Origin of the sequence: Streptomyces sp. NPDC048643, assembly GCF_040650615.1 — a bacterium.
GTDB lineage: Bacteria > Actinomycetota > Actinomycetes > Streptomycetales > Streptomycetaceae > Streptomyces.
On sequence record NZ_JBEZHO010000001.1, the window covers coordinates 198,722 to 223,442 of the forward strand.

General features: G+C 73.1%; 22 protein-coding genes. 6 read left to right on the forward strand and 16 right to left on the reverse strand.

Annotation, left to right across the window (positions count from 1 at the left end; genetic code table 11):
- Positions 1 to 213: 213 nt before the first annotated feature.
- Entirely contained in the window at positions 214 to 1,497 is a 1,284-nt protein-coding gene (locus AB0C62_RS00815) for an adenylosuccinate synthase (RefSeq protein ID WP_164372841.1), read from the reverse strand.
- A 200-nt stretch (positions 1,498 to 1,697) separates the two neighbouring features.
- Here AB0C62_RS00815 and AB0C62_RS00820 point away from each other — a divergent pair, with 200 nt between their 5' ends.
- Positions 1,698 to 2,558, forward strand: a complete 861-nt coding sequence (locus AB0C62_RS00820) for a diacylglycerol kinase family protein (RefSeq protein ID WP_362968948.1) — start codon at positions 1,698 to 1,700, stop codon at positions 2,556 to 2,558.
- Between the two features lie 58 nt (positions 2,559 to 2,616).
- Here the strand turns inward: AB0C62_RS00820 and AB0C62_RS00825 are convergent, their stop codons facing one another.
- Entirely contained in the window at positions 2,617 to 3,114 is a 498-nt protein-coding gene (locus AB0C62_RS00825) for a helix-turn-helix domain-containing protein (RefSeq protein WP_362968949.1), read from the reverse strand.
- A gap of 103 nt (positions 3,115 to 3,217) precedes the next feature.
- Here AB0C62_RS00825 and AB0C62_RS00830 point away from each other — a divergent pair, with 103 nt between their 5' ends.
- Together AB0C62_RS00830 and AB0C62_RS00835 are read left to right on the forward strand one after the other, a co-directional pair.
- Positions 3,218 to 4,213: an ABC transporter ATP-binding protein gene (locus AB0C62_RS00830; RefSeq protein ID WP_362968950.1), complete on the forward strand. Its 996-nt coding sequence runs from the start codon at positions 3,218 to 3,220 to the stop codon at positions 4,211 to 4,213.
- Positions 4,210 to 5,823 carry an ABC transporter permease gene (locus AB0C62_RS00835; RefSeq protein ID WP_362968951.1) on the forward strand — a complete coding sequence of 538 codons (1,614 nt, stop codon included), beginning with the start codon at positions 4,210 to 4,212 and terminating at the stop codon, positions 5,821 to 5,823. The genes AB0C62_RS00830 and AB0C62_RS00835 overlap by 4 nt, the downstream gene beginning before the upstream one ends.
- Before the next feature lie 95 nt (positions 5,824 to 5,918).
- On the opposite strand, the gene AB0C62_RS00840 is transcribed toward AB0C62_RS00835, so the two are convergent.
- The 4 genes from AB0C62_RS00840 to AB0C62_RS00855 form a co-directional block, all read right to left on the reverse strand.
- On the reverse strand, positions 5,919 to 7,157 hold the full coding sequence (locus tag AB0C62_RS00840) for a cytochrome P450 (protein ID WP_362968952.1): 1,239 nt from the start codon (positions 7,155 to 7,157) through the stop codon (positions 5,919 to 5,921).
- 92 nt (positions 7,158 to 7,249) lie between these two features.
- Positions 7,250 to 7,903, reverse strand: coding sequence for a response regulator transcription factor (locus AB0C62_RS00845; protein ID WP_362969111.1), 654 nt, complete (start codon positions 7,901 to 7,903; stop codon positions 7,250 to 7,252).
- A gap of 68 nt (positions 7,904 to 7,971) precedes the next feature.
- The gene (locus AB0C62_RS00850) at positions 7,972 to 9,210 is read right to left on the reverse strand and encodes a histidine kinase (RefSeq protein ID WP_362969112.1); all 1,239 of its coding nucleotides are present in this window, start codon (positions 9,208 to 9,210) and stop codon (positions 7,972 to 7,974) included.
- A 308-nt stretch (positions 9,211 to 9,518) separates the two neighbouring features.
- Positions 9,519 to 10,436 carry an alpha/beta hydrolase gene (locus tag AB0C62_RS00855; protein ID WP_362968953.1) on the reverse strand — a complete coding sequence of 306 codons (918 nt, stop codon included), beginning with the start codon at positions 10,434 to 10,436 and terminating at the stop codon, positions 9,519 to 9,521.
- Positions 10,437 to 10,631: 195 nt separating this feature from the next.
- Here AB0C62_RS00855 and AB0C62_RS00860 point away from each other — a divergent pair, with 195 nt between their 5' ends.
- A complete protein-coding gene (locus AB0C62_RS00860; protein WP_362968954.1) occupies positions 10,632 to 11,249 on the forward strand; it encodes a TetR/AcrR family transcriptional regulator in 618 nt (205 codons plus the stop codon).
- 140 nt (positions 11,250 to 11,389) lie between these two features.
- On the opposite strand, the gene kynU is transcribed toward AB0C62_RS00860, so the two are convergent.
- From kynU to AB0C62_RS00910, 10 genes are all read right to left on the reverse strand, one after another.
- Positions 11,390 to 12,616 (reverse strand): kynureninase, encoded by a 1,227-nt coding sequence (kynU, locus tag AB0C62_RS00865; RefSeq protein WP_362968955.1) that lies wholly within the window; start codon positions 12,614 to 12,616, stop codon positions 11,390 to 11,392.
- Positions 12,609 to 13,454, reverse strand: a complete 846-nt coding sequence (locus AB0C62_RS00870) for a tryptophan 2,3-dioxygenase family protein (RefSeq protein WP_362968956.1) — start codon at positions 13,452 to 13,454, stop codon at positions 12,609 to 12,611. The genes kynU and AB0C62_RS00870 overlap by 8 nt, the downstream gene beginning before the upstream one ends.
- A gap of 168 nt (positions 13,455 to 13,622) precedes the next feature.
- Entirely contained in the window at positions 13,623 to 14,036 is a 414-nt protein-coding gene (locus tag AB0C62_RS00875; protein WP_164372831.1) for a DUF3151 domain-containing protein, read from the reverse strand.
- A 108-nt stretch (positions 14,037 to 14,144) separates the two neighbouring features.
- Positions 14,145 to 15,737 (reverse strand): MFS transporter, encoded by a 1,593-nt coding sequence (locus AB0C62_RS00880; protein WP_362968957.1) that lies wholly within the window; start codon positions 15,735 to 15,737, stop codon positions 14,145 to 14,147.
- A 113-nt stretch (positions 15,738 to 15,850) separates the two neighbouring features.
- Positions 15,851 to 16,873, reverse strand: coding sequence for a class II fructose-bisphosphate aldolase (fbaA, locus tag AB0C62_RS00885; protein ID WP_362968958.1), 1,023 nt, complete (start codon positions 16,871 to 16,873; stop codon positions 15,851 to 15,853).
- 185 nt (positions 16,874 to 17,058) lie between these two features.
- Positions 17,059 to 17,631 (reverse strand): orotate phosphoribosyltransferase, encoded by a 573-nt coding sequence (gene pyrE / locus AB0C62_RS00890; RefSeq protein WP_362968959.1) that lies wholly within the window; start codon positions 17,629 to 17,631, stop codon positions 17,059 to 17,061.
- A 9-nt stretch (positions 17,632 to 17,640) separates the two neighbouring features.
- Positions 17,641 to 18,435: an aldose 1-epimerase gene (locus AB0C62_RS00895; RefSeq protein WP_362968960.1), complete on the reverse strand. Its 795-nt coding sequence runs from the start codon at positions 18,433 to 18,435 to the stop codon at positions 17,641 to 17,643.
- Positions 18,436 to 18,537: 102 nt separating this feature from the next.
- Positions 18,538 to 19,599, reverse strand: coding sequence for a carbon monoxide dehydrogenase (locus AB0C62_RS00900; RefSeq protein WP_362968961.1), 1,062 nt, complete (start codon positions 19,597 to 19,599; stop codon positions 18,538 to 18,540).
- 67 nt (positions 19,600 to 19,666) lie between these two features.
- Positions 19,667 to 21,316, reverse strand: coding sequence for a polyamine aminopropyltransferase (locus AB0C62_RS00905; RefSeq protein ID WP_362968962.1), 1,650 nt, complete (start codon positions 21,314 to 21,316; stop codon positions 19,667 to 19,669).
- A gap of 138 nt (positions 21,317 to 21,454) precedes the next feature.
- Entirely contained in the window at positions 21,455 to 21,985 is a 531-nt protein-coding gene (locus tag AB0C62_RS00910) for a DUF2617 family protein (RefSeq protein ID WP_362968963.1), read from the reverse strand.
- A gap of 892 nt (positions 21,986 to 22,877) precedes the next feature.
- Here AB0C62_RS00910 and AB0C62_RS00915 point away from each other — a divergent pair.
- Both AB0C62_RS00915 and AB0C62_RS00920 read left to right on the forward strand, forming a co-directional pair.
- A complete protein-coding gene (locus AB0C62_RS00915) occupies positions 22,878 to 23,306 on the forward strand; it encodes a VOC family protein (protein ID WP_362968964.1) in 429 nt (142 codons plus the stop codon).
- 111 nt (positions 23,307 to 23,417) lie between these two features.
- Complete coding sequence (locus AB0C62_RS00920; RefSeq protein WP_362968965.1) at positions 23,418 to 24,641, forward strand: pyridoxal phosphate-dependent aminotransferase; 1,224 nt, start codon at positions 23,418 to 23,420, stop codon at positions 24,639 to 24,641.
- Positions 24,642 to 24,721: the final 80 nt, after the last annotated feature.

The window sequence follows — 24,721 nt, forward strand, 5'->3', positions numbered from 1 at the left end:
GCGGGACTACACGCGTAGAGCGTGGTCTCCCACCGGCCCCTCCGGAACCAGGAGCACCCCATCTCCCGGTCAAGTAACGGTCAGTTCGCGCCGGCCCGGGGACTCCCCCGCCCCCGGCGTCGGGACGCGTTCACTCCCCCGTCCGTCCCCGGGCACGACAGCGCCCCCGGCCGGAGATCCGGCCGGGGGCGTTGGTCCGCCTGAAGTCCCGTACTAGATGAACGAGTTGATCTCGATCGTCTCGTCACGGCCCGGGCCGACGCCGATCGCGGAGATCGGGGCACCGGACATCTCCTCCAGCGCCCTGACGTACGCCTGGGCGTTCTTCGGGAGGTCCGCGAACGTCTTCGCCTTGGTGATGTCCTCGGACCAGCCGGGGAGCGTCTCGTAGATCGGCTTCGCGTGGTGGAAGTCGGTCTGGGAGTACGGGAGTTCCTCGACGCGCTTGCCGTCGATCTCGTACGCCACGCAGACCGGGATCTCCTCCCAGCCGGTCAGGACGTCCAGCTTGGTGAGGAAGAAGTCGGTCAGGCCGTTCACGCGGGTCGCGTAGCGGGCGATGACCGCGTCGAACCAGCCGCAGCGCCGGTCGCGGCCGGTCGTCACACCGCGTTCGCCGCCGATGCGGCGCAGCGCCTCGCCGTCCGCGTCGAACAGCTCGGTCGGGAACGGACCCGAGCCGACCCGGGTCGTGTACGCCTTGAGGATGCCGATGACCCGGCTGATCTTGGTCGGGCCGACACCGGCACCCGTGCAGGCGCCGCCCGCGGTCGGGTTCGACGACGTCACGAACGGATACGTGCCGTGGTCGATGTCCAGCAGCGTGCCCTGGCCGCCCTCGAAGAGCACGACCTTGTCCTGTTCCAGCGCCTGGTTCAGCACCAGGACAGTGTCCGCGACGTACGGCTGGAGCCGGTCCGCGTAGGCCAGCAGCTCCTCGACGACCTGGTTCACCTCGATGGCGCGCCGGTTGTAGAGCTTGGTGAGCAGCTGGTTCTTGACCTCCAGCGCCGCCTCGACCTTCTGGATGAGGATCGACTCGTCGTAGAGGTCCTGGATGCGGATGCCGACGCGGTTGATCTTGTCCGCGTAGGTCGGGCCGATGCCGCGTCCGGTGGTGCCGATCTTCCGCTTACCGAGGAAGCGTTCCGTCACCTTGTCCACGGTGACGTTGTACGGCGTGATGACGTGAGCGTTTCCGCTGATCAGGAGCTTGGAGGTGTCGACACCGCGCTCGTTCAGTCCGTTCAGCTCGGAGAACAGGACCGACGGGTCGACGACGACTCCGTTGCCGATCACCGGAGTGCACTCCGGCGTGAGGATTCCGGAAGGGAGGAGGTGGAGGGCGTACTTCTGATCGCCCACGACTACCGTATGGCCGGCGTTGTTGCCGCCCTGGTAGCGCACCACATAGTCCACGGATCCACCGAGCAGGTCGGTGGCCTTTCCCTTGCCTTCGTCACCCCACTGAGCACCGAGCAGCACAAGTGCGGGCACAGGCGTACACCCCTTCCGGGCGGGGCATGTCCAAGGTCGGGGACGTACGCGGCTGCTTCTGGAGACAGCTGAGTACGCCGGCGACCACCTTTGGCCGCGACCGTCGGACCGGATGCCCCGGAATAGACGAAGCCCCTGGCGCAATAGCGCAAGGGGCTCTTGCACAAAGATGCTACCCGAGGAAGCGAGGCAGGACCGAGGTGGCGGCTTCCGACCAGCTTCTGGTGGTCATCGACCCGGTCGCCCGACGGACGGACGGCGAGTCCGTGCGCATCGCGAAAGACGTGCTCAGCGCGGGTGCGGCGACCAAGGTGTGCCTTCCGGAGGGACCCGAGGAATTCGCCCGGGCGCTGATCCGCCGGGGTGCGCGGCGACCCGTCGTCATCGGCGACGACGGCGCCCTGCTGCGGGCGGTGGGCCTGCTCCACCGGCAGCGGGAGCTGGCCGGATGCGGCCTGTCCCTCGTGCCCGTGGGCGGCGTTCTGTCGCTGTCCCGGGCGCTCGGGGTGCCGACGGGCGCCGTGGCGGCGGCCCGGACGGTCCTCGACGGCGCCGAGCGCCGCCTCGACCTGCTCGTGGACGACAGCGACGGCGTGGTGCTCGGCGCGCTGCGCATCCCGTCCCTGCCCGCCCGGCCGGCCGCCGCGCTGGGCACGGTCCCCGGAGAGGCGGGGGAACACGGCGCGCATCCCTGGCTGCGCACCTGCCAGTCCCTGGTGCGCACGCTCGCCTCCCGCCCCGCCCGACCGGCCGCGGGCCCCGCGCACGGTCCCTCCCGGCTGCGGATCGAGGTCGACGGCGTGTGCGTGGTGGACCTGGACCAGCCCGTGGAGACGGTGTCGGTGACCCCCGGGATGTCGGGGGCCGGCGCCGAGATCGAGGTCCGTCCGGTGTCCGTGGGCGCCGAGGCCGCCCCGCTCCGGCTGACCGGACACCGGGTCACGGTCTCCGGCGCCGACTTCCGCTACCGCGCGGACTCCGTGGTGAGCGGCCCGGTGCGGACCCGGACGTGGACGGTGCGGGAGTCGGCCTGGGGGCTGACGCTGCCCACGGTGCGGTGAGAAGGCCACGCCTTCCGGGCCGGCCTCCCGGACCGGGGCCGGACGGGGGCCGGAAGGGTCAGGAGTCGCCGTAGAGCTTCTCGCGGTGGGCGCGCCAGCGTTCCATCATCGCGGCGATCTCACCGTCGACGAACTCGAAGAACGCGAGGGTCTCGGAGAGCCGGTGCCCGGCGGGGGTGGCCGGGCCGAGGCTGTCGACGCCGGAGCGCAGGGCCTGCTCCCAGCGCTTGAGCACCGCGTCCCGGTTGGTCAGCGCCTCGTACCACTGGTTGCTGTGCACGCGGTAGCGCTCGCGGCGTGAGCCGGGTTCCCGCTCGCGCGAGACCATGTGCTGCTGGGCGAGGTAGCGCACCGCCCCGGAGACGGCGGCCGGGCTGACCTGGAGCTGATCACCGAGCTCGGCGGAGGTCATCGCGCCCGCGTCGGAGGCCAGCAGGGCCGCGAAGACCCGCGCGGGCATCCGCTGCATCCCGGCCTCGACGAGCTGCGCCGCGAATCCCTCGACGAACTGCGAGACCGCCTCCGGATCCCGGTCCGCCGTGGTCGGTTCCGCCATCGGTCGATCATCTCCCCTGCTCGCGCGTCATCGTCGAGTGTATCCGGGGTTCATACGTTTCCTTAACTTCACAAATTTCTGAAGTAAGCGTACGTTCTGAAACATGACGAAGGCAATCAGCGTCTCCGGGCTCCACAAGGCGTTCGGCAGGACACACGCGCTGGAGGGGCTCGACCTGGAGGTCGAGGCCGGTGAGGTGCACGGCTTCCTCGGTCCGAACGGCTCCGGGAAGTCCACCACCATCCGGGTCCTGCTCGGTCTGCTGCGCGCCGACTCGGGGGCGGCCCAGATGCTCGGCATGGACCCCTGGGCCGACGCGGTCGAGCTGCACCGCCGGGTCGCCTACGTCCCGGGCGACGTGACGCTGTGGCGCAACCTGTCCGGCGGCGAGGTCATCGACCTGTACGGACGGCTGCACGGGGGCCGGCGCGGCGGCCTCGACCCGGCGCGGCGGGCCGACCTCGTCGAGCGCTTCGAGCTGGACCCCACCAAGAAGGGCCGCACCTACTCGAAGGGCAACCGCCAGAAGGTCGCGCTCGTCGCCGCGTTCGCCTCCGACGTCGACGTGCTGATCCTCGACGAACCCACCTCGGGCCTCGACCCGCTGATGGAGGAGGTCTTCCGGCGGTGCGTCCAGGAGGAGCGCGCGCGGGGCCGCACCGTCCTGCTGTCCTCGCACATCCTCAGCGAGGTGGAGGAACTCTGCGACCGCGTCAGCATCATCCGGGCGGGCAGGACCGTGGAGAGCGGCTCCCTGGCGGAGCTGCGCCACCTGACCCGCACCAGCGTCACCGCCGAACTCACCGGCCCACCGGGCGCGTTGGCCGAGCTGTCCGGGGTGCACGGCCTCGACGTCCAGGACACCGGGCCCCTGCCCGACGGTGTCCACAGCCGGGTCAGGCTCCAGGTCGACACCCAGCGGCTGAACGCCGTCCTGCGCTCACTCACCGACTCCGGCGTCCGGTCGCTGACCTCCGCCCCGCCCACCCTGGAGGAGCTGTTCCTTCGGCACTACCAGGACGAGGGATCGGACGGCGGCTCGGACGGCGGGCGCCGACAGGCCGCGTTCCGGGGCGCGTCCGAAGGGGCGGCCCGATGACCGCCACGACCGCCGACGCCTTCGCCGTCCGCGGCGGCGGTGCGCGCCCGCTGGCCGCCACCGGCACGCTGCTGCGGCTCGCGCTGCGCCGCGACCGCGTGACCATGCCCCTGTGGGTCGGTGTCACCGGCCTGTTGGTTCTCTCGCTGCCGGGCTCGCTGAAGAGCGTCTACGCGACGCCGGCCGAACGGGCCGACGTGGCCCGGCAGATGCTCACCAACAGTTCCCTGCGCGCCACCTACGGACCGGTGTTCGCCGACTCGCTCGGCGGGCTCACCGCCTGGCGCGTCGGCGGCTTCGCGGGCGTGCTCGCCGCCGTCATGAGCCTGATCATCGTCGTCCGGCACACCCGCGACGAGGAGGAGAGCGGGCGGCAGGAACTCGTCTCGGCCGCGATGGTCGGGCGGCGCGCCCCGCTGACCGCGGCCCTGCTCGCGGCACTCGTCGCGAACGGTGCCCTCGCGCTGCTCGTCGCCGCCGGCCTCGCCGGCCAGGGCGGCACCGGTGCCCTGGCGCTCGGACTGGCCGTCGGCGGGGTCGGCATGGTCTTCGCGACCGTGGCGGCCGTCGTCGCCCAGTTCACCGAGAGCGCCCGGCTCGCCAGGGGACTGACCGGCGCCCTGCTCGGCGCCGCGTTCGTCCTCAGGGCGGCGGGCGACGCGGCGAGCGACGACGGCTCGTCCGTGCTGACCTGGATCTCCCCCATCGGCTGGCTGGAGAACATCCGCGCCTTCGCGGACGAACGGTGGTGGGTGCTCGTGCTGTTCGCCGCCGCCGTCGCCGCACAGGGCGCCGTCGCCTACGCGCTCGCCGGACGCCGTGACCTCGGCATGGGCTTCCTGCCCGGCCGGCCCGGTCCCGCGACCGGCCGCCTCGGCACGGCCGGCGCACTGGCCTGGCGGCTGCAACGCGGCGCCGTACTCGGCTGGAGCCTCGGCTTCCTCGCCGCGGGCGCCGCCTTCGGAGCCATCACCCGGGGCGCCGCCGACCTGGTAGGCGACAACGCCGCGACCCGCGACATCATCGAGCGGATGGGCGGCAGGAACGGCCTCACCGACGCCTTCCTCGCCACCATGGTGAACCTGCTGGGCATGGTCGCCGCCCTGTACGTCGTCTCCTCCGTGCTCCGGCTGCACGGCGAGGAGACCTCGCAGCGCGCCGAACCCCTGCTCGCGGCCGCGGTGGGCCGACTGCGCTGGGCGTCCGGCCACCTGGTCCTCGCCTTCGGCGGCACGGTCCTCGTCATGCTGCTCGGGGGGCTCGGCCTGGGCCTCGGCCACGGATCGGAGCTCGGCCCGGTCCTCGGTGCCTGCCTGGTCCAGGTCCCGGCCGTCTGGACGCTCGGCGGCCTCGCCGTCCTCCTGTACGGCCTCTCCCCCCGGCTCGCGCCCGGCGCCTGGGCCGCGGCCGGCCTCGCCCTCCTGCTCGGCTGGATCGGCCCCGCCCTCAACGTGCCCCAGGCCGTCCTGGACGTCTCCCCCTTCGGCCACCTCCCGAAGCTGCCGGGCGACGCCATGGCCTGGCCCCCGGTCCTCGCCCTCACCGGGCTCGCGGCGACCCTCACGGCTACGGGACTGGTGGCCCTGCGGCGGAGGGACCTGACGACGTGACGACGCGGTGAGGCGGTGACGCGGGTCGCGACCGTGGGCGGCCCCCGACCGTGCCCGGACCTCGACCGTGCCAGGACCTCGACCTCGGGCCCGTCTCAGACCTCGACCTTCAGACCCTCCAGGCCGCGGATCACGAAGCCCGGCTTGCGGACCGGCTCCTCGGTGAGCCGGAGCCCGGGAGCCCTGGTCAGCAGCGCGCTCATGGACGCGGCCAACTCGATGCGGGCCAGTGGAGCGCCGATGCAGTAGTGGATGCCCGCGCTGAAGGAGATGTGCGGGTTCTCCGCCCTGGACAGGTCCAGGGCGTCCGGGGACGCGAACACCTCGGCGTCACGGTTCGCCGAACCGAAGAGCATCGCGATCTCCGCGCCCCGCGGCACCGTCGTCCCGTCGATCTCGATGTCGTCGAGCACCCAGCGCTCGAAGAGCTGGAGCGGGGTGTCGTAGCGCAGCAGCTCCTCGACCGCCGACGGGATCAGCGTGTGATCGGCCCGCAGATCGGCCAGCTGCGCGGGGTGCCGGAACAGGTTCCACCAGCCGGTGACCGTGGAGTTGACCGTCGCCTCGTGCCCGGCGTTCAGCAGCAGGACGCAGGTGGAGATCATCTCCTGCTCGGTGAGCCGGTCGCCCGCGTCGTGCGCCGCGATCAGCCCCGAGATCAGGTCGTCCGCCGGCTTCTTGCGCCGCGCCTCGATCAGCACCCGCAGGTACTCGGTGAACTCCACCGACGCCCGGACCGCCCGCGCCGCGACCTCCTCGGACGGGTTCAGCTCGTACATCCCGCAGATGTCCGCCGACCAGGGCCGCAGCGGCGCGCGGTCGGACTCCGGGATGCCCAGCATCTCCGCGATCACGGCCACCGGCAGCGGCTCCGCCACGTCGGTCAGCAGATCGCCGCCGCCCGCCTCCACCAGCCGGCCGACCAGCTCACCGGCCAGCCCCTCCACGTACGGCTTCAGCCGCTCCACCGTGCGCGGGGTGAACGCCTTGGACACCAGCCGGCGGATCCGCGTGTGGTCCGGGGGCTCCAGGTCCAGCATCCCGTGGTCGTTGAGCACATGGAACGGCTCGTGCTCCGGCGGCGGCGCCGTCCGGCCGAAGTCCTCGTGCGTGAACCGGTGCTGGTAGGTCCGGCCGAGCCTGCGGTCCCGCAGGAGCGCCGACACGTCCGCGTGATGCGGCACCAGCCACTGGTCCGTCGGCTCGTAGTGGTGCACCCGGCCCCGTGCCCGCAGTTCCTCGTACGCCGGGTAGGGATCCGCCACGAACGCCGGGTCCCACGGGTCGAAGGCCCCCGGGGCCGGTGTCCGGGCGGACGTCTCCAAAGCTGCCATGACCGGACGCTAGCCCGAGGAGACCCCCGCTGAACAGGGGTGACCGGGGCGAGGTGCCCGAGGTGGGCGGGGCAGGGCCGGGCCGGAGGGCGTCAGCGCGGGGTGACCAGGCGGGCCTCGTACGCGAACACCGCGGCCTGCGTACGGTCCCGCAGGCCCAGCTTCACCAGGATGCGGCTCACATGGGTCTTGATCGTCGACTCCGCCACGACGAGCCGCCCGGCGATCTCCGCGTTCGACAGGCCCTGCGCGATCAGCACCAGGACCTCCGTCTCCCGGTCGGTCAGGTCCCCGTACGCCGCGTGTGCCGTCGCCGTCATCCGGGGCGTGTCCGCGAGCTTGGAGAACTCCGTGATCAGGCGCCGGGTGACCGAGGGGGCGAGCAGCGCCTCACCGGCCGCCACCACCCTTACCCCGTCCGCCAGTTGGCGCGCCGACGCGTCCTTCAGCAGGAAGCCGGACGCTCCCGCGCGCAGCGCCTGGTACACGTACTCGTCGAGGTCGAACGTCGTCAGCACCAGCACCTTCGCGGCGCCGTCCGCCGCGACGATCTCCCGGGTCGCCTCGATGCCGTTCATCTCCGGCATCCGGATGTCCATCAGGACGACGTCCGGGGCCAGTTCGCGGACCCGGTCCACCGCCTCGCGGCCGTTGACCGCCTCGCCGACCACCTCGATGTCCGGCATCGCGCCGAGCAGCACCGAGAAGCCCTCGCGGACCATCATCTGGTCGTCGGCGATCAGCACCCGGATCCTGCCGGCTTCCGTCCCGCCGTCCGTGCCGCCGTACGTGCCCCCGCCGAGCGTGTCCCGTGTCATCCCGTCTCCTCCGCCGACGGCACCGGCAGGAACACCGCCACCTCGTAGCCCCCGTCGTCCGTCACCCCCGCCGTCATCTCGCCGTCCAGCATCGTGACCCGCTCGCGCATGCCGGTGATGCCGTGCCCCGCGCCGTGCGAGGACTTCTCCAGCGACGTCACCGGCGCGGGGCCGTTGACTATCCGCAGGCCGAGCCCGCCGAGCACGTAACCGATCTCCACCCGGGCCGGCGCGCCCGGCGCGTGCCGCAGGGCGTTGCTCAGCGCCTCCTGGACGATCCGGTACGCCGACAACTCGACCCCCTGCGGCAGCTCGCGCACCGCTCCGGTGACCACCTTCTCCACGGTCAGGCCCGCCTCACGGACGTTGGCGAGGAGCGCGTCCAGGTCGCCGAGCGTGGGCTGCGGGGCGTCCGGGGCCTCGTAGTCCTCGGCCCGCACCACGCCCAGCACCCGGCGCAGTTCGGTGAGCGCGGCGACCGCGTTCTCGCGGATCGTGACGAAGGCCTGCTCCAGCTCCGGAGGCGGGTTCTGCACCCGGTAAGGGGCCGCCTCCGCCTGGATGGCCACGACCGACATGTGGTGTGCGACGACGTCGTGCAGCTCGCGCGCGATCGTCGTGCGCTCCTCCAGCAGCGTGCGCCGGGAACGCTCCTGCGCCGTCTCCGACTGGTGCGCGGTCACCTCCTGCTCCGCCGCCCGGCGGATGGTGCGGACCGTGACGACCAGCAGGGCCAGCGCGGAGACGAACAGCAGCGGGAACGTGTTGGAGCCGTAGTAGCCACCACCGAACAGGGCCTCGGAGAACATGCTGAACGCCGCCGTCAGCAGCCACATCCACGCCGCGACGCGGGGGCGGCTGCGCAGCGCCACGACGGTCATCACCGTCACCTGCGCGATGAAGCTCCCCGGCGCCCACGGCCAGTCGCCCGAGGCGCCGCCGAACACGGCGACGACCGGGGCCGCCGCGATCGAGAACCAGAACGCGCCGATCGGGCGGATCAGCGTGGCCAGCACCGGGAGCAGGGCGAGGAGGCCGCACAGCAGGGGCCCGAAGCCGTCGTCGCCGTCGGCGGCGGTGTAGCCCGCGGCCATCGCGATCAGGCCGGCCGCCACCACCGTCGCGTGCGGGGTCCAGGCGGCGTATGCGCGCAGGGTGCCGGAGAGACGGCGGGTGAGGGGGCCGTCCGTGCGCATGGGGGGCAGCGGGCGGTAGGCGAAGACGTCGCGGAACATGTCCTGCCGCAGGTCCGCGACGAGGCGGTACTCCGGGCTGGGGTGGCTGGTGTCGGTCACGCTCAAAACGGTAGGCCGCGCCCGCCCCGCGGTCGTCACCTCCGAGGAGGGTCCTTCGGGGTCCGTCTCAGGTACTACCCGGTGTGGTTGCGTCGAGGCGGGGTGCGGGCTGATTCTTCAGCCCCTCCGGCGTTTGAGGAGCGGGGTCCGGGGCGGAGCCCCGGGTACGGGTCGGGTAGGGGCGGAGGGGGCGAAGAAGGGGTGTGCCCGGCCCGGTGGAGGCAGAGAGGGCCGGGCAACCGGGCCGGCTACCAGGCGAGTTGGGCGATCTCCTCGGCCACGACCGCGCAGGCGTCGGCCGCCGGGTCGATGAGGGGGAAGTGACCGACGTCCTCCAGGAGCGTCAGGCCGACCACCTCACCCGCCTTCGCCGCCGCATCGGCATACGCCTCGGCGACAGCCTGCGGCACCACGACGTCGTTCCGCCCCTGGACCAGGGTGGTGGCGATCCCGGTGGGCAGCAGCCGGACGGGGTCGGCGTACGGCAGACGCTCGTCGAAGCCGGCCTCCCCACCCAGCAACTGCCGGGCGGCCCCACCACAGACACCCAGCTTCTCCGCGACCTCGAAATCCGCGATCGGAGCGAGCGCCACGACCCCGCGCAACTGCGGGGACCGCTCGGTGCGCCAGGGGGCGTCGGCGGGCAGCAGGTGACGCGCCGCGGCCCACAGGGCGAGGTGCCCGCCCGCCGAGTGCCCGACGACCACCATGCGGCGGGGATCGGCCCCCGGCACCGCCTCGCGCACCAGCGTGGGCAGCGCGTCGAGCGCTGTTGCCACGTCGTCGAAGGTGTCGGGCCAGCGTCCGGCGACCGGGCCGGGGTTCACCGGCCCGCCCTGCGCGGGGATCGGGCCGCCGGACGCGGGCGCCGGAGCCTCCCCGCGGCGGTACTCGACGTTCGCCACGGCGAAGCCCCGCCGGGTCAGGAAGTCCGCGAACGGGGTGACGTGCCGGCGGTCGTACGGGGCCCGCCACGCACCGCCGTGCAGGAGGACCACGAGGGGCGTGGGGATCGCCGGGTCGGGGTCGCGCGGGGCGTAGAAGTCGATCACCTGGTCGGGGTGGTCGCCGTACGCCACCGTGACGTCGGGGTCCACGGCCGGGTGGGAGAAGGCCGACGCCTCTTCGGCGTCGGAGCCGTCCTGGGGTGCGGCGTCGTCCTGCATGCTCCAACCTCTCAGCGGTGAAACGGATTTGGCGGACCAGGGAAGAATTCGGCCGTTGGCCGGGACGGTATCAGGCCGGTGACGTGCGTCGACACGGGGTTGTCACGCTCGGTGAGGGTTAAACGGTTCTGCTGTTTCGTTACGCTGGCGGTCGGCACCCCCGCCGCCCGCACGTGATCCACGAAGGAGACCGACATGTCCGCCGAGTCCGCCGAGCCCGGCACCGTACGTCCCGGCGGGCGCACCGCACGTGTCCGCGCCGCCGTCCTGCGGGCCGCCGGCGACGTGCTCGCCGAGGAGGGTTTCGCCCACCTCGACCTCGCCGACGTCGCCCGGCGGGCCGAGGTCGGCAAGACGACCGTCTACCGCCGGTGGGGCTCCGTGACGGCCCTGGTCGCCGACCTGCTCGGCGACATGGCCGAGCAGTCGCTCCCCCGCGCGGACACCGGCAGCGTGCTCGGCGACCTGCGCGCCAACGCCGAGCTCGTACGGCGGACGCTCGCCGATCCCCGGCAGGGGGCGTTGTTCCGGGCGGTGATCGCCGCGGGGGCGTGTGACGCGCGGACGGCGGAGGCGTTGCGCCGGTTCTACGAGGTGCGGGTCGCCGAGTGGGCGCCCTGCGTCGAACAGGGCGTCTCCCGGGGGGAGTTGCCGGTGGGGACGGATGCGGGGGCGGTCGTGCGGGCTGTTTCGGCGCCGTTGTACTACGGGTTGCTCACCGGCGGTGCCGTGCCGAGTGCCGCCGATGCCGAGCTGGCCGCCTCCGCCGCGGTGGCCGCCGCGGTGGCGGGCGTGTTCGTCGTCGCCGGGTGACCCCGGTGACCCCTGGGTGGCCGGGGTGACCCCGGTGACCGTGGGCGCGAACGGTCCCGCGGGCCGGTGGGGCGGACGGGTTTTCGCCCCCTCCGCCCCTGCCCTTCCCGTCCCCGGGGCTCCGCCCCGGACCCCGCTCCTCAAACGCCGGAGGGGCTGAAACTTTCCTGGCCCAGGACCTCCGCCAGCACGCGTGCCGCTCGTTCCGTCTCCTTGAAGCCGACGTACAGCGGGGTGAAGCCGAAGCGAAGGATGTCCGGGTGGCGGAAGTCGCCCACGACGCCCCGGTCGATCAGCTGCTTCATGACGGGGCCCGCGTCCGCGCAGCGCAGCGCCACCTGGCTGCCCCGTTCCGCGTGGGCGGCCGGAGTCACCGACTCGACGCGGCCCTCGGGGGCGTAGGCGGCGACGCACTCCAGGAAGAAGTCCGTCAGGGCGAGGGACTTCGCGCGGACGGAGTCGATCGAGACACCGTCCCAGACCTCCAGGGCCGCTTCGAGAGCCAGCATCGAGAGGATGTCCGGCGTGCCGACCCGGCCGCGCAGCGCACCCGGCGCGGGCGCGTACGTCGGGCTCATGCCGAAGGGTTCCGCGTGCGAGTTCCAACCGGGCAGCGGGGAGTCGAAGCGGTCCTGGAGATCGGAGCGCACATACAGGTACGCGGGCGAACCGGGGCCGCCGTTCAGGTACTTGTAGGTGCAGCCGATCGCCAGGTCCACGCCGTGTTCGTCGAGCCCGACGGGCAGGGCGCCCGCGCTGTGGCACAGGTCCCACACCGCGAGCGCGCCCGCCGCGTGGATCGCGGCGGTCAGGGCGGGCAGGTCGTACTGCCGGCCCGTGCGGTAGTCGACCTGGTTGAGCAGGACGGCCGCCGTGCGCGGACCGAGCGCGGAGGGCACCTCGGCCGGGTCGACCGGGCGCAGTTCACACCCGGTCAGGCGGGCGGCGGACGCCGCGATGTAGCCGTCGGTGGGAAACGTGGTCGCGTCGACCAGGATCTCGTCCCGTCCCTCGGGGGCGAGCCGTACCGCTCCCACCAGGGCCTTGAAGACGTTGACGCTGGTCGAGTCGCCGACCACGATCTGGCCGGGGGCGGCGCCCAGGAGCGGGGCGATCAGGTCGCCGATCCGCTCGGGCGCGGTCCACCACCCGCTCTCCTCCCAGGAACGGATGCGGAGTTCGCCCCACTGACGGCGGACGACGTCCTCGACCCGGCCGGGGACGTCGACCGGCAGCGCGCCGAGCGAGTTCCCGTCCAGGTACACCACGTCGTCGAGCACGAACCGCTCGCGCAGCTTGCCGAGTTCGTCGGCGGCGTCCAGCTCCGCCGCCCGCTCGGCCAGGGACTCGGGGGCTCGCTCAGACATGGGACCTCGCTGTCCACAGCTCGGGGAACACGTTCTTCTGCGCGCGCTTCTCCAGCCAGGCCACCCCGGCGGAGCCGCCCGTGCCGGTCTTCGAGCCCATCGCCCTTCGGGTGGCGACGAGATGGTCGTTGCGCCATCGCCACACCAGCTCGGCGACGTCGGTCAACGCCTCGCCCAGACGGGCGAGTTCGTCGCTGTCGTCACCGGCGTAGAGCGCCGTCCAGACGGCCTCGACCTCGCGGGCGGGCTCGTACCGCTTCGACACGTCGCGCTCCAGCACGGCGGCCGGGATCGCGTGCCCGCGGCGCGCGAGGAGCCGCAGAACCTCGTCGTACAGGCTCGGCTCGTGCAGGGCCTTCTCCAGCTCGGCGTGCACGCGCGGCGCGCCCCGGTGCGGGACGAGCATCGACGCGGACTTCTCGCCGAGCAGGAACTCCATGCGCCGGTACATCGCGGACTGGAAGCCCGAGCCCTCGCCGAGGGCCGAACGGTAGGAGTTGAACTGGGCGGGGGTGAGCTGTCCGAGCGGCCGCCACGAGGCGTTGAGCGCCTCCAGCTCGCGTACGGAACGCTTCAGCGCGGCCACCGCGACGGGGATGTCGTCCGAGCGCAGGGCCCGCGCCGCCGTCTCCCACTCGTGGACGATGACCGTGAACCACAGCTCCATGACCTGGGTCGTCACCAGGAAGACCATCTCTCCGGGGTCGTCGGAGAGGGTGTGCTGGAGGTGGGTGAGCACGTCGGCCTGTACGTAGTCCTCGTACGGCGTCGTGCCCTGGAAGTCGAGATGCGGAGTCTCGGGCTCCTGAGCCTGCGTGGGCTGAGCCTGGTGGGACATCGCTGTCTCCTGCGTTGTGCTCCGGGTAGCGGTCCGCCCCTGCCGTTACCGACACGGGGGCCCCGGTCCCCACCGGGCATCCTCCACAATCGTCCCCCGAAACCGCAAGGTCCGCCTGGTCACACCAGGCGGACCTGCATCAGGGCCCCGAGCGGACGGGGTCCGGTACTAGCCCAGCGTCTGGGCCGCCGTCGGCGAGGAGTCCTTCAGGAACTGGCTGCAGCGCTCGTACTCCTCCTGCTCGCCGATCGCTCCGGCGGCGCGGGCGAGGGCGTGCAGGGCACGCAGGAAGCCGCGGTTCGGCTCGTGGTCCCACGGCACCGGGCCGTGGCCCTTCCAGCCGCTGCGGCGCAGGGAGTCCAGACCGCGGTGGTAGCCCGTACGGGCGTAGGCGTACGACTCGACGACGCTGCCCCGCTCGAACGCCTCGTCGGCGAGCTGCGCCCAGGCGAGTGAGGAGGTGGGGTACTTGGCGGCGACGTCGGCGGGGGCCGTGCCGTTCGCGAGGAGCTCACGCGGCTCCGGGTCGTCGGGGAGATGGGTCGGGGGCGGTCCCCCGAGGAGGTTCTCGTGAATCGTCATGGGTTCCAGTCTGGCGCATGCCCGCACTCGGTCCACCGCCCGGCGGAGCGGCGACGGCACCTTTCCGGGCGGGGCACGGTCAGGGGCCCCGCGTGGGCCCGGGCGCGGTCAGGGTGTCGGGCCCGGGCCGGGGGTGTCCGGGCCTGCGGGACCCAGGGTGCCGTGGGCGGTGCGGCGGGGCTCCAGCGGCGGCGCCAGGATCGAGCCGTGGGTGCGGCACTCGGGGCGCCGGCAGTCCGGGGCGGGACGGCGCACCATCGTGAAGGCCAGCACCGCGCCGACCACCAGCACGCCCGCGCACAGCGGCATCGCCCGCCGGAACGCGGCGTCGAAGGCGTCCGCCGAGCGGTACGCCTCCGAACCCATCCCGGTGAGCACGGGCAGCGCGGCCACGGCGACGAGACCGGCGGCGCGGGCCGCCGCGTTGTTGATACCGCTCGCCAGCCCCGCCCGCCCGGTGTCCACCGAGGCCAGCACGGTCGCGGTCAGCGGCGCGACCAGGGTGACCATGCCGAGGCCCATCACCACCAGCGCGGGCAGCACGTCGGCGACGTACGAGGCGTCCTCGCCGACCCGCAGCATGAGCAGCATGGCGGTCGCGCACAGCAGGGGGCCGACCGTGAGCGGGATGCGCGGCCCGATCCGCTGGGCGAGTTCGCCGGAACGGGCGGAGAACAGCAGCATCAGGGCCGTGGTCGGCAGCAGGGCCGTACCGGCTTCGAGCGCGGAGTAGCCCGCCACCACCTGGAGCTGGAGCGCGGTCAGGAAGAAGAAGCCGCCGAAGGCCGCGTAGACGCACAGCGTCACCAGGTTCACGGCCGTGAACTGGCGCGACGCGAAGATGTCCGGCGGCATCATCGGATCGGGCCGCCGCCGTTCGACCCGCACGAAGGCCACGGCCGCCGCCACACCCGCGACGGCCGTCACCGGCACGAGCACGGAGCCGCTCCGGGCCTCGATCAGGGCGTACGTCACCAGGGCGAGGGCGGCCGCGCCGAGGACCGCCCCGAGGACGTCGAAGCGGCGGTGCGGCGCGGCTCCCCCGCTGTCGGCCTTCCCCGCGTCGAAGGTGCCGGAGGACTCCGGGACGTGCCGCAGGGCGACGGGCACGCAGACCAGCGCGGCGGGAATGTTCAGCAGGAAGACCCAGCGCCAGCCCGGCCCGTCCACCAGCCAGCCGCCGAGGAACGGTCCGACGGCGGCCCCGACGCCGCCGAAGCCCGACCACAGGCCGACGGCCCGGGCCCGGTCGGCGGGGTGGAAGGAGGCCTGGATGATCGCCAGCGAACCGGGCGTGAGCAGCGCCCCGCCGACGCCCTGGAGCACGCGGGCCGCGATGAGGATGCCGACGTTCGGCGCGAGCCCGCACATCAGCGACGCGGCGGCGAACCACACCACGCCGACGACGAAGATCCTCCGGCGCCCGAAGCGGTCGCCGAGCGAGCCGCCGAGCAGGATCAGCCCGGCCAGCGAGAGCATGTAGCCGTTGACGGTCCACTGGAGCGCGGCAAGGCTCGCGTCCAGGTCGCGGCCGATGGCCGGCAGGGCGACGTTGACGACCGTCGAGTCCAGCAGGGCCATGCTGGAGCCGAGGACCGTGGTCAGCAGGACCCACTTCCCCGCCGGGGAGGCGATCCGTAGGGCAGGTCCGACCGCGGTGTCGGGTCCGTCGTCCGATGCGTCCCGCTCGGGCACAGCCATACCCCGGAGCATACGGAAGGGCCCGGCACCGCGTGGGGTGCCGGGCCCTACCGGAAGTGACGAGCGGGCGCGACCGCGTCGGCCCGGCCATGGCCGGGCGGGCGGGTGCGCGCCTACTTGAGGCGGGTGCCCGTGGAGCGCAGGGCGGCGCAGGCCTCGGTCACGCGCGTGGCCATGCCGGCCTCGGCGAGCTTGCCCCAGGTGCGCGGGTCGTACTTCGACTTGGTGCCGACCTCGCCGTCGACCTTCAGGACGGCGTCGTAGTTGCGGAACATGTGGTCCACGACCGGGCGGGTGAAGGCGTACTGGGTGTCGGTGTCGAGGTTCATCTTCACGACGCCGTTCTCCAGCGCGGTGGCGATCTCCTCGGCGGTGGAGCCGGAGCCGCCGTGGAAGACGAAGTCGAACGGGCTCGCCTTGCCGTACTTGGCGCCGACACCCTCCTGGAGGTCCTTGAGGAGCTCGGGGCGGAGCACGACGTTGCCCGGCTTGTACACGCCGTGGACGTTGCCGAAGGACGCGGCCAGCAGGTAGCGGCCCTTCTCGCCCAGGCCGAGGGCCTCGGCGGTGCGCAGCGCGTCGTCGACGGTCGTGTACAGCGAGTCGTTGATCTCGTGGCTGACGCCGTCCTCCTCGCCGCCGGTGGGGGTGATCTCCACCTCGAGGATGATCTTCGCGGCGACGGCCTTCGCGAGCAGCTCCTGGCCGATGGCCAGGTTGTCGGCGAGGGTCTCGGCGGAGCCGTCCCACATGTGCGACTGGAACAGCGGGTTCCGGCCCTGGGCGACGCGCTCGGCGGACACCTCGATCAGCGGGCGCACGTAGGCGTCCAGCTTGTCCTTGGGGCAGTGGTCGGTGTGCAGCGCGACCGTGATGTCGTACTTGGCGGCCACGATGTGCGCGAACTCGGCGAGGGCGACGGCGCCGGTCACCATGTCCTTGTTGTGCTGGCCGCCCAGGAACTCCGCACCACCGGTGGAGATCTGGATGATGCCGTCGCTCTCCGCCTCCGCGAAGCCGCGCAGCGCAGCGTGCAGGGTCTGGGACGAGGTCACGTTGATGGCCGGGTAGGCGAACTTGCCTGCCTTCGCCCGGTCGAGCATCTCGGCGTAGACCTCGGGGGTTGCGATGGGCATCTGTCCGCTCCTTGTATGTGCGGGTCTGCGTACTGCTGCTGCCGTACGACGGGACTGGTGCTATGGCCCTGACCTAGGGGGGCGACGTCATCGTCGGCCCCATCTTTCCAGACGTGCCCGGATGGTCCGCACCCCGTGTCCGGCATACGGGACCCCGCGCCGGGCGGGGTCCCGCGGGAGCGTCGTCAGTCGAGGCCCAACTCGTCCTTGGAGTAGGCGAAGAGGTACGGCACGCCGGTGCCCGCCTCGATCTTCTCGGCGGCTCCGGTGGCCCGGTCGACGATCGTGGCGACGCCGACGACCTCGGCACCCGCCTCCCGGACCGCCTGGACCGCTTCGAGCGGGGAGCCGCCCGTGGTCGAGGTGTCCTCGACGACGAGCACGCGCCGGCCCTTGATCTCGGGACCCTCGACGCGACGCTGGAGGCCGTGCGCCTTCGCGGCCTTGCGGACGACGAACGAGTCGAGCTTGCGCCCGCGCGCCGCGGCGGCGTGCAGCATGGCCGTGCCGACCGGGTCGGCGCCCATGGTCAGGCCGCCCACCGCGTCGTAGTCCAGCCCCTCGGTCAGGTCGAGCAGGACCTGACCGACGAGCGGGGCGGCCTCGCCGTCCAGCGTGATGCGGCGCAGGTCCACGTAGTAGTCGGCTTCCAGACCCGAGGAGAGGGTCACCTTGCCGTGCACCACGGCCTTGTCCTTGATCTGCTGCAGCAGCTCGCCGCGTGTGCCTGCCGGCATTACTGCGTTGACGTCACTCATGCCGCCAGCTTAGAGGCGCCGCCAGCTCCAGGTCATGGTGGCTTCGAGGGGCTCGATGGGGGTGACCAGGCGGGGGTGGGTGTTGAGGCCGTTCGGCGGACCGGTCTGCGGCTCCACGCACACGGCTGCCTCCTGCTCGTCGTAGACGACGGCCCACTCCTCGCGGCTGGTGACCTTCAGCTCCAGCCGCTCCGGCCAGGTGAGGGTGACGTCGACGCCGTCCGGCATGCCGAAGCAGTCGTCCCAGGGGCCGGGCTGCGGGTCGAGGCGGCGGCCGGTGGGCAGGTGGTCGTCGCCGCGCTCCTCCTGCCACGCGGGCAGGAAGTCGACCCGGACGTCCGCGCCGCCGTCGCCGAGGTTCCGGTGGAACCAGGGGTGCCAGCCGATCTGGGCGGGGAACGAGTCCCCGTACGTCTCCACGGACATGGTGACCGTCAGCGCGTCCCCGGTGAGGGCGAACGCCTGCGTGACGCGGCCGGGGTGCGGCCAGGGCTCCACCAGGTCGTACGTGATCACGGCCTCGTCGGCGGTGGCGCGGGCCGTCTTCCAGGCGCCGTCGCGGGCGGTGCCGTGGATGGCGTGCGGCGGGGAGTTCAGCGGCATCTGCCGGACGGTCGCGCCGTCGAGGAACCGGCCGTCCCGGGTGCGCCCGCACCACGGGACCATCGGGAAGCACCCGAACTTCGCGCCCTGCCGCAGCAGTTCGACGCCACCGACCCGCAGACTCCCGATCCGTCCGCCGTTGCCCGGCGTCACGGTCACCTCCGCGTCACCCGCGGTCAGCGTGATGTCTTCGTCACTCACACAGCGACCCTACTGGTCCGTTCCCCGTTCCCGAGCCCCACCCGCACGCACAGCGGACCCGCCCCGCACCGGCGCCCTGCGCCCGGTGTCGGCCTCCGGTGGCTACCTGCGCCTGCGCAGGGCGCGGGTCACGGCGATCGCCGAGGCCACGGCGATGGCCGCGGCGGGGGCCGCCCAGCGCAGGGTGGCACGGGCGGCGGTCGCCTCCGGGGGCGGGACGGGGGCGTAGCGGCCGCGCGGCGGGGCGTGGTCCACCTCCTCGGCGCTGCGTCCGATCATCGTCCGCCGCGCGTGGGCCGCCTCGGCCATCGCGTCCTCGGCCCCCGGCTCCCCGTCCTCCACGACGAAGGCCTCTCCCCCGAAGTCCCCGAAGTCCTCGTCCTCGGCCCCCGGTTCGAGGGACGAAGGCGGTACGTCGGTCTCGAAGAGGCCGGACGCCTCGGCACCCGGCACCGGCTCGGTCCCGTCGCCGGAGGCCGCCGCTTCCGCCCCCTCCGCGGGTCCCGTTCCGGCGTCCGGGCCGGAGGCGGGCTCGGCGTGCTCGTCCTCGGGTCCGCTCTCGGCCGTCTCGGGCGCCGCGTCCGTCCCGGTCGGCGTGGAGTCCCCGGGCTCGCGCTCGTGCGCGGGTTCCCCGGCGGCGGCGCGCGGCTCGGTCCCGCTGTGGGGCCGGGGCTCCGGCTCCCCGTTCTCCGGCGTGAGGCTCGTCGTCAGGGACTCCGTGAAGCGGCTCAGCAGGCGGCGGGCCGCCGCGCCGACCGAGTCCTCGGGGAGTTCGGTGACGCGCCCGTCGGCGGACGCCGTGCCGCCGTAGGTGAGCGTCGTACCGTCCTCGGCGGGCGCCAGACGCAGGGTGAGCGCCAGTTTCACCACGCCCCTGCCGCGCACCTCCGTGCCGTCGCCCTCGACGGCGTAGGAACCGTCCTCCCGGGCGGTGAGCCGAAGGGCCCCGCGGTAGGTGATCGTGTGACCGGCGACGCGGACCTTCAGGCGCCCGGCGACCCGTACCGGCCGGGGGTGCGCGGTCCCGGCGGGGTCCCGCTCGGCGTCGGGGCCGGCCGACGCGTCCTGTTGGAGCCCCGGGACGGCGCGGGCGACCCGGACGGGGTCGGCCAGTGCCTCCCTGAGCGGCCCGGCCGGAAACGGAACGAACACCTCATGCTCCATGTCAGCCGAGCCTACCCAGCACGCCCCGGACCGCACCCGGGTATCCCGGGATTCCCGCACCTCCTGCTCACTCGGAGTACCGCGGGTGCACCAGCGTGGAGGGCGCGAGGGGCCGGTGCGGGCGGCTGCGATCGGCGGCCAGGGCGTCGGCGGCCAGGGCCGCCCGGGTGAGGGTGCGCAGCCGCGGTCCGGAGGCCGGCAGCCGCAGCGGCTCGGGCGAGCGGGCCGCGAGCACGAAGCCCCAGTCGCCCGGGGCGCCCACGGAGCCGCCGATGGTGCGGTCGGGTCCGGCGGCGAACCCGGAGTCCCGTCCGGCGACCCGGTAGGGCGTGGTGCGCAGGCCCGCCGCGCGGAGCGTCGCGTCCACCGTCCAGAACGCCCGCTGCCGCCCGGCGAGCGGCCCGGCGTGGACGACGAGACGCCCTCCGGGGGCGAGGACACGGCGGGCGAGGCCGTAGAACTCCTGCGAGTACAGCTTGGTGCTCGCGGTGATGCCCGGGTCGGGGAGGTCCGAGACGACCACGTCGTACGTCGAGGCAGCCCCGCGCAGCCAGGTGAAGGCGTCCGCCGTCACCTCGTGCACGCGGGGGTCGTCGTACGCGTGGTGGTTGAGGGCGGTGAGCGCGGCGTCGCGGCGGGCGAGCCGGACGACGTCCGCGTCGATCTCGACGACGTCGACCCGGCGCACCCCGGGGTGCCGCAGCACCTCGCGGGCGGCGAGCCCGTCACCGCCGCCGAGGATGAGCACGCGCGCGTGCGGTCCGTTCATCGCCGGATGTACGAGGGCCTCGTGGTAACGGTGCTCGTCGCGGCCGCTGAACCGCAGGCGGCCGTCGAGGAAGAGGTGCAGCGGGCGCCCGCGGGTGCCGCCCGCGAGGACGACCTCCTGGACACCGCTGCGCAGCGCCACCCGGACGTCCCCTCCGTACACGGCGTGCCGCGCGGCCCGCTCGAAGTCGTCGACCAGTACCGCGGCGGAGGCGAGGAGGCCGAGGACGACGACGTTGGCGACGAGCAGGGTCCAGCGCGCCCGGCGGGTCAGGTCCTTGCGGAACAGGCCGAGCACGAGGGCGCCGCCCGCGACCGCGTTGACCGTGCCGGTGAGCAGTGCGCCGGTGAGCTGGCCGAGCAGGGGCAGCAGCAGGAAGGGGAAGGCGAGGCCGCCGACGAGGGCGCCCACGTAGTCGGCGGCGAACAGGTCGGCGACCGCGCCGCCCGGGTCCTGGCGGCGGATGCGTTGTATCAGCTCCATGAGGAGGGGGACCTCGGCGCCGATGAGCAGGCCGATGGCGAGCGAGAAGGCCACCAGCAGCCAGCGGGACCCGTCCGCCCACAGGCCGCCCCAGCCGCCGGTCCAGGCGAACACCGCGTACAGGGCCATCGCGCTGCATCCGCCGACCAGCGCGAGAGCCGCCTCGACCGCGCCGAAGCCGGCCGCGGCGCGCGGGCGCAGCCGTTTCGCGGCGAGGGAGCCGACCCCCATGGCGAAGACCATGACGGACAGCACCACGGAGGCCTGGGTGACGGAGTCGCCGATCAAGTAGGAGGCGAGGGCGACGAGTTCCAGTTCGTACACCAGTCCGCAGGCCGCGCAGACGAACACGCCGGCCAGGACGAGGAACCGGCCGACGCCCGGGCGGACGGGCAGCCGCGCCTGGCCCTGGACACTCCAGGGCGGCGGCGCGCCGGGTGGGGCAGGCGCGTGCGGTTCGATCACGCTGCGAACGCTACGTCACGGCACCACTGCGCTTCGTCACCCACACGTGTGGAAAGCGTTGCGCTTCATGGCAGACGGGCCGGCGCGGGCATCTTCCCCCCGGACCCGGCACCCATGCGCGGCCCGCGGCCCGCTTCCTCAGACCCCGGACGCGCTGAGCGCGTCCGCGCGCACGCCGACCCGCGTACGCGTCGCGACCAACTGCCCGTCCTGCGGGTACGCGTGCCACGTACGCCAATGGACCTGGCCGTCGTGGCGCTGGGCGAGCATGGCGGTGAAGGCGTGCGGACTGCCGGGGAAGACGCCGGCGAGGCCCTGGGGGTGGTCCGAGACCAGCGCGAGCAACTCCTGGGCGCGGCCCGCGAAGGAGCCGGGCGACAGGACCTCGACGCGGGCCGCGAACTCGTACTCCCAGTCGCCGAACTGCTTGGCCACGCCGAGCGGCAGGGGCGTGCTGCTGCCCGGGATGCACGCGACGGTCTCCGAACAGCTGCCCCGCTCCTCTTCGAGGAGCACCTGGTGGGACGCGCCGAGCAGTCTCAACTGCAGTTTCGCCCCGTTCAGTTCGAGATCGAGAGTGGCGAGGGCCGGCAGCGGTTCGCGGCCCAGTGCCCAGGCGAGATCGGCCGCGCGCGTGTCGGTGTACGAGGTGTTCAGGGTCGTGAGCATGGGTCGGCTCCGCTAGCACGCAAAGGTGAGGTGGGGTTCCGGCGCAGCCGGTCAACACCGGGGGAACGGCCCGGTCAGCCCGGCCGGAAGGACATCCGGAGGACGGTTCCGATAGGACCATCCGATGGACTTCCGAGGCCTGTCGGCCCAGGGCTGCTTCGGTGATTTACCAGGGCTGCTGTGGTGGTTTAGAGGGAATCATGAACGGTGGCGCCGCCACAGCGTTTTTACCCAACTTCGTAGGGTTTCCATCCCCCCGAGGGCTGCCCAGCTCAACTGTTCAACTACGGCGTACGCCCGGGGGTACGGAAGTGCCCGCCGGCAGAGGACTGCCGACGGGCACTTCCGTGCGCCGGACGCGCGTTCCCCGCGGGGAGCTCAGCTGCCCCGTGTCAGCTGCCTCCGCCGCATCCGCCGCCGCCTCCGCACGAGGACCCGCCCCCGCAGGACGAGCCTCCGCACGACGAGTGACCCCCGCAGGAGTGACCCCCGTGGCCTCCGTGGCCTCCGTGGTGACCGCCGGACGAACCGCCCGACGAACAGGACGCGCTGCTGCCGCCCGCCGCGGCCCCGCCGCCGGCCCACCAACTGCTGTCGCTGCTCCCGGAGCCACTTCCCGACCGGCCCCCGGGCCGGCGCTTCCGCTTGCTGCCCCCGCTCACTGCCTTCACGAACACGACGAGCAGGACGACCGCCAGGATGATGCCGAAGATCATGGCGCCACCCTCCTTTCGTTCCCCCGAAGCGGCCCCCCGTGGGCGTGCTTCTCGATTCCGGTCTTGCGTGACAGGGGGATGCCCTCACGCGTCACACCCCAAAGCAGAGTTGAGCAACTCCTGAGCATCCGAAAACCGGGATGCCTCCGGGCGCCGCTCGCCCCTACGGTTGCCCGATGACGTCGATCAAGAAGTTCCAGGTCACCTTCGACTGCGCGGAACCCGAGCGGCTGGCCCGCTTCTGGTGCGAGGTGCTGGGATACGTCGTCCCGCCGCCGCCGGAGGGGTTCGCCACCTGGGACGCTTTCAAGGACGCGCAGTCCCCGGAGGAGCGGGACGCGTGGTTCGCCTGCGTCGACCCGTCGGGTGTCGGCCCCCGGCTGTACTTCCAGCGCGTCCCCGAAGGGAAGGCCGTCAAGAACCGGGTGCATCTCGACGTGCGGGTCGGCACCGGACTCGTGGGCGAGGAGCGCCTCGCCGCCCTGGAGGCCGAGCGCGCCCGGCTGGAACCGCTCGGGGCCGTTCACGTGCGCACGCTGTACGACGGCAACGACGCGTGCATCCCGATGCTGGACATCGAGGGCAACGAGTTCTGTATCGACTGAGTGATCGGCTGTGGGATCGACCGGGGGATCGGTTGAAGGGGACGCGGGTCCTGACCGGTGCGGGCGCCCGGCGGGGCAGGTGAGTTGAGGACTCCGGGGCTTGGGCGGAGGATGGCGCGCATGACCTCCAGCGCGCGACCCCTGTTGAACCGCCGGCTCGCCGAGTTCGGGACGACGATCTTCGCCGAGATGTCCGCCCTCGCGACGAGCACCGGATCGATCAACCTCGGCCAGGGTTTCCCCGACACGGACGGTCCCGAGGAGATTCGGGAGGCGGCGGTCCGCGCGCTGCGGGACGGCCGCGGCAACCAGTACCCGCCGGGGCCGGGCGTCCCCGAACTGCGCGCCGCCGTCGCCGCTCACCAGGAGCGCCGCTACGGCCTGTCCTACGACCCCGACACCGAGGTGCTGGTGACGGCGGGCGCCACCGAGGCCATCGCCGCCGCCCTGCTCGCGCTGCTGGAACCGGGCGACGAGGTGATCGCCCTGGAGCCGTATTACGACTCGTACGCGGCCTCCATCGCCATGGCGGGCGGCACGCGCGTGCCCGTGACACTGCGTCCTGACGACGCGGCGTCCGCCGACACCGCGGCCGGGGCCTCGCACCGCCGCTTCCGGCTCGACCTCGACGAGCTGCGCGACGCGGTCACCGACCGGACCCGGCTGCTGCTGCTCAACACCCCGCACAACCCGACGGGCACCGTCCTGACCCGCGCGGAGCTGACGGAGATCGCCCGGCTCGCCGTCGAGCGGGACCTGCTCGTGGTGACCGACGAGGTCTACGAACACCTGGTATTCGACGACGCCGAGCACATCCCGCTGGCCACCCTGCCCGGCATGCGCGAGCGGACGGTCACCATCGGCAGCGCGGGCAAGACGTTCTCCTTCACCGGCTGGAAGGTCGGCTGGGTGACCGCGCCGCCGGCCCTGGTCGGCGCCGTACGGTCGGCGAAGCAGTTCCTGACGTATGTGGCGTCGGGGCCCTTCCAGTACGCCGTCGCGGAGGCGCTCGCGCTGCCGGACGACTACTTCGACGGGTTCCGCGCGGACATGCTGCGCAAGCGGGACGTGCTGGCGGCGGGTCTGACCGACGCGGGCTTCTCGGTCTTCCGGCCGCAGGGCACGTACTTCATCACCACCGACATCCGGCCGCTCGGCGAGTCCGACGGCTTCGCGTTCTGCCGCGCGCTGCCCGAACGCGCCGGGGTCGTCGCCATCCCGAACGCGGTCTTCTACGACCACCGGGAGGCGGGCGCGCCGTTCGTGCGGTTCGCGTTCTGCAAGCGGACGGACGTCCTGGAGGAGGCCTCGCGACGGCTGAAGGCGGCCTGGTAGCCCGGCCCGGGCGGGAGGACACTCCCCTGGGTCGTGTCCTCCCTAGCATCGGCGGACGCCGCCGTCCGCGCGGCACGCCG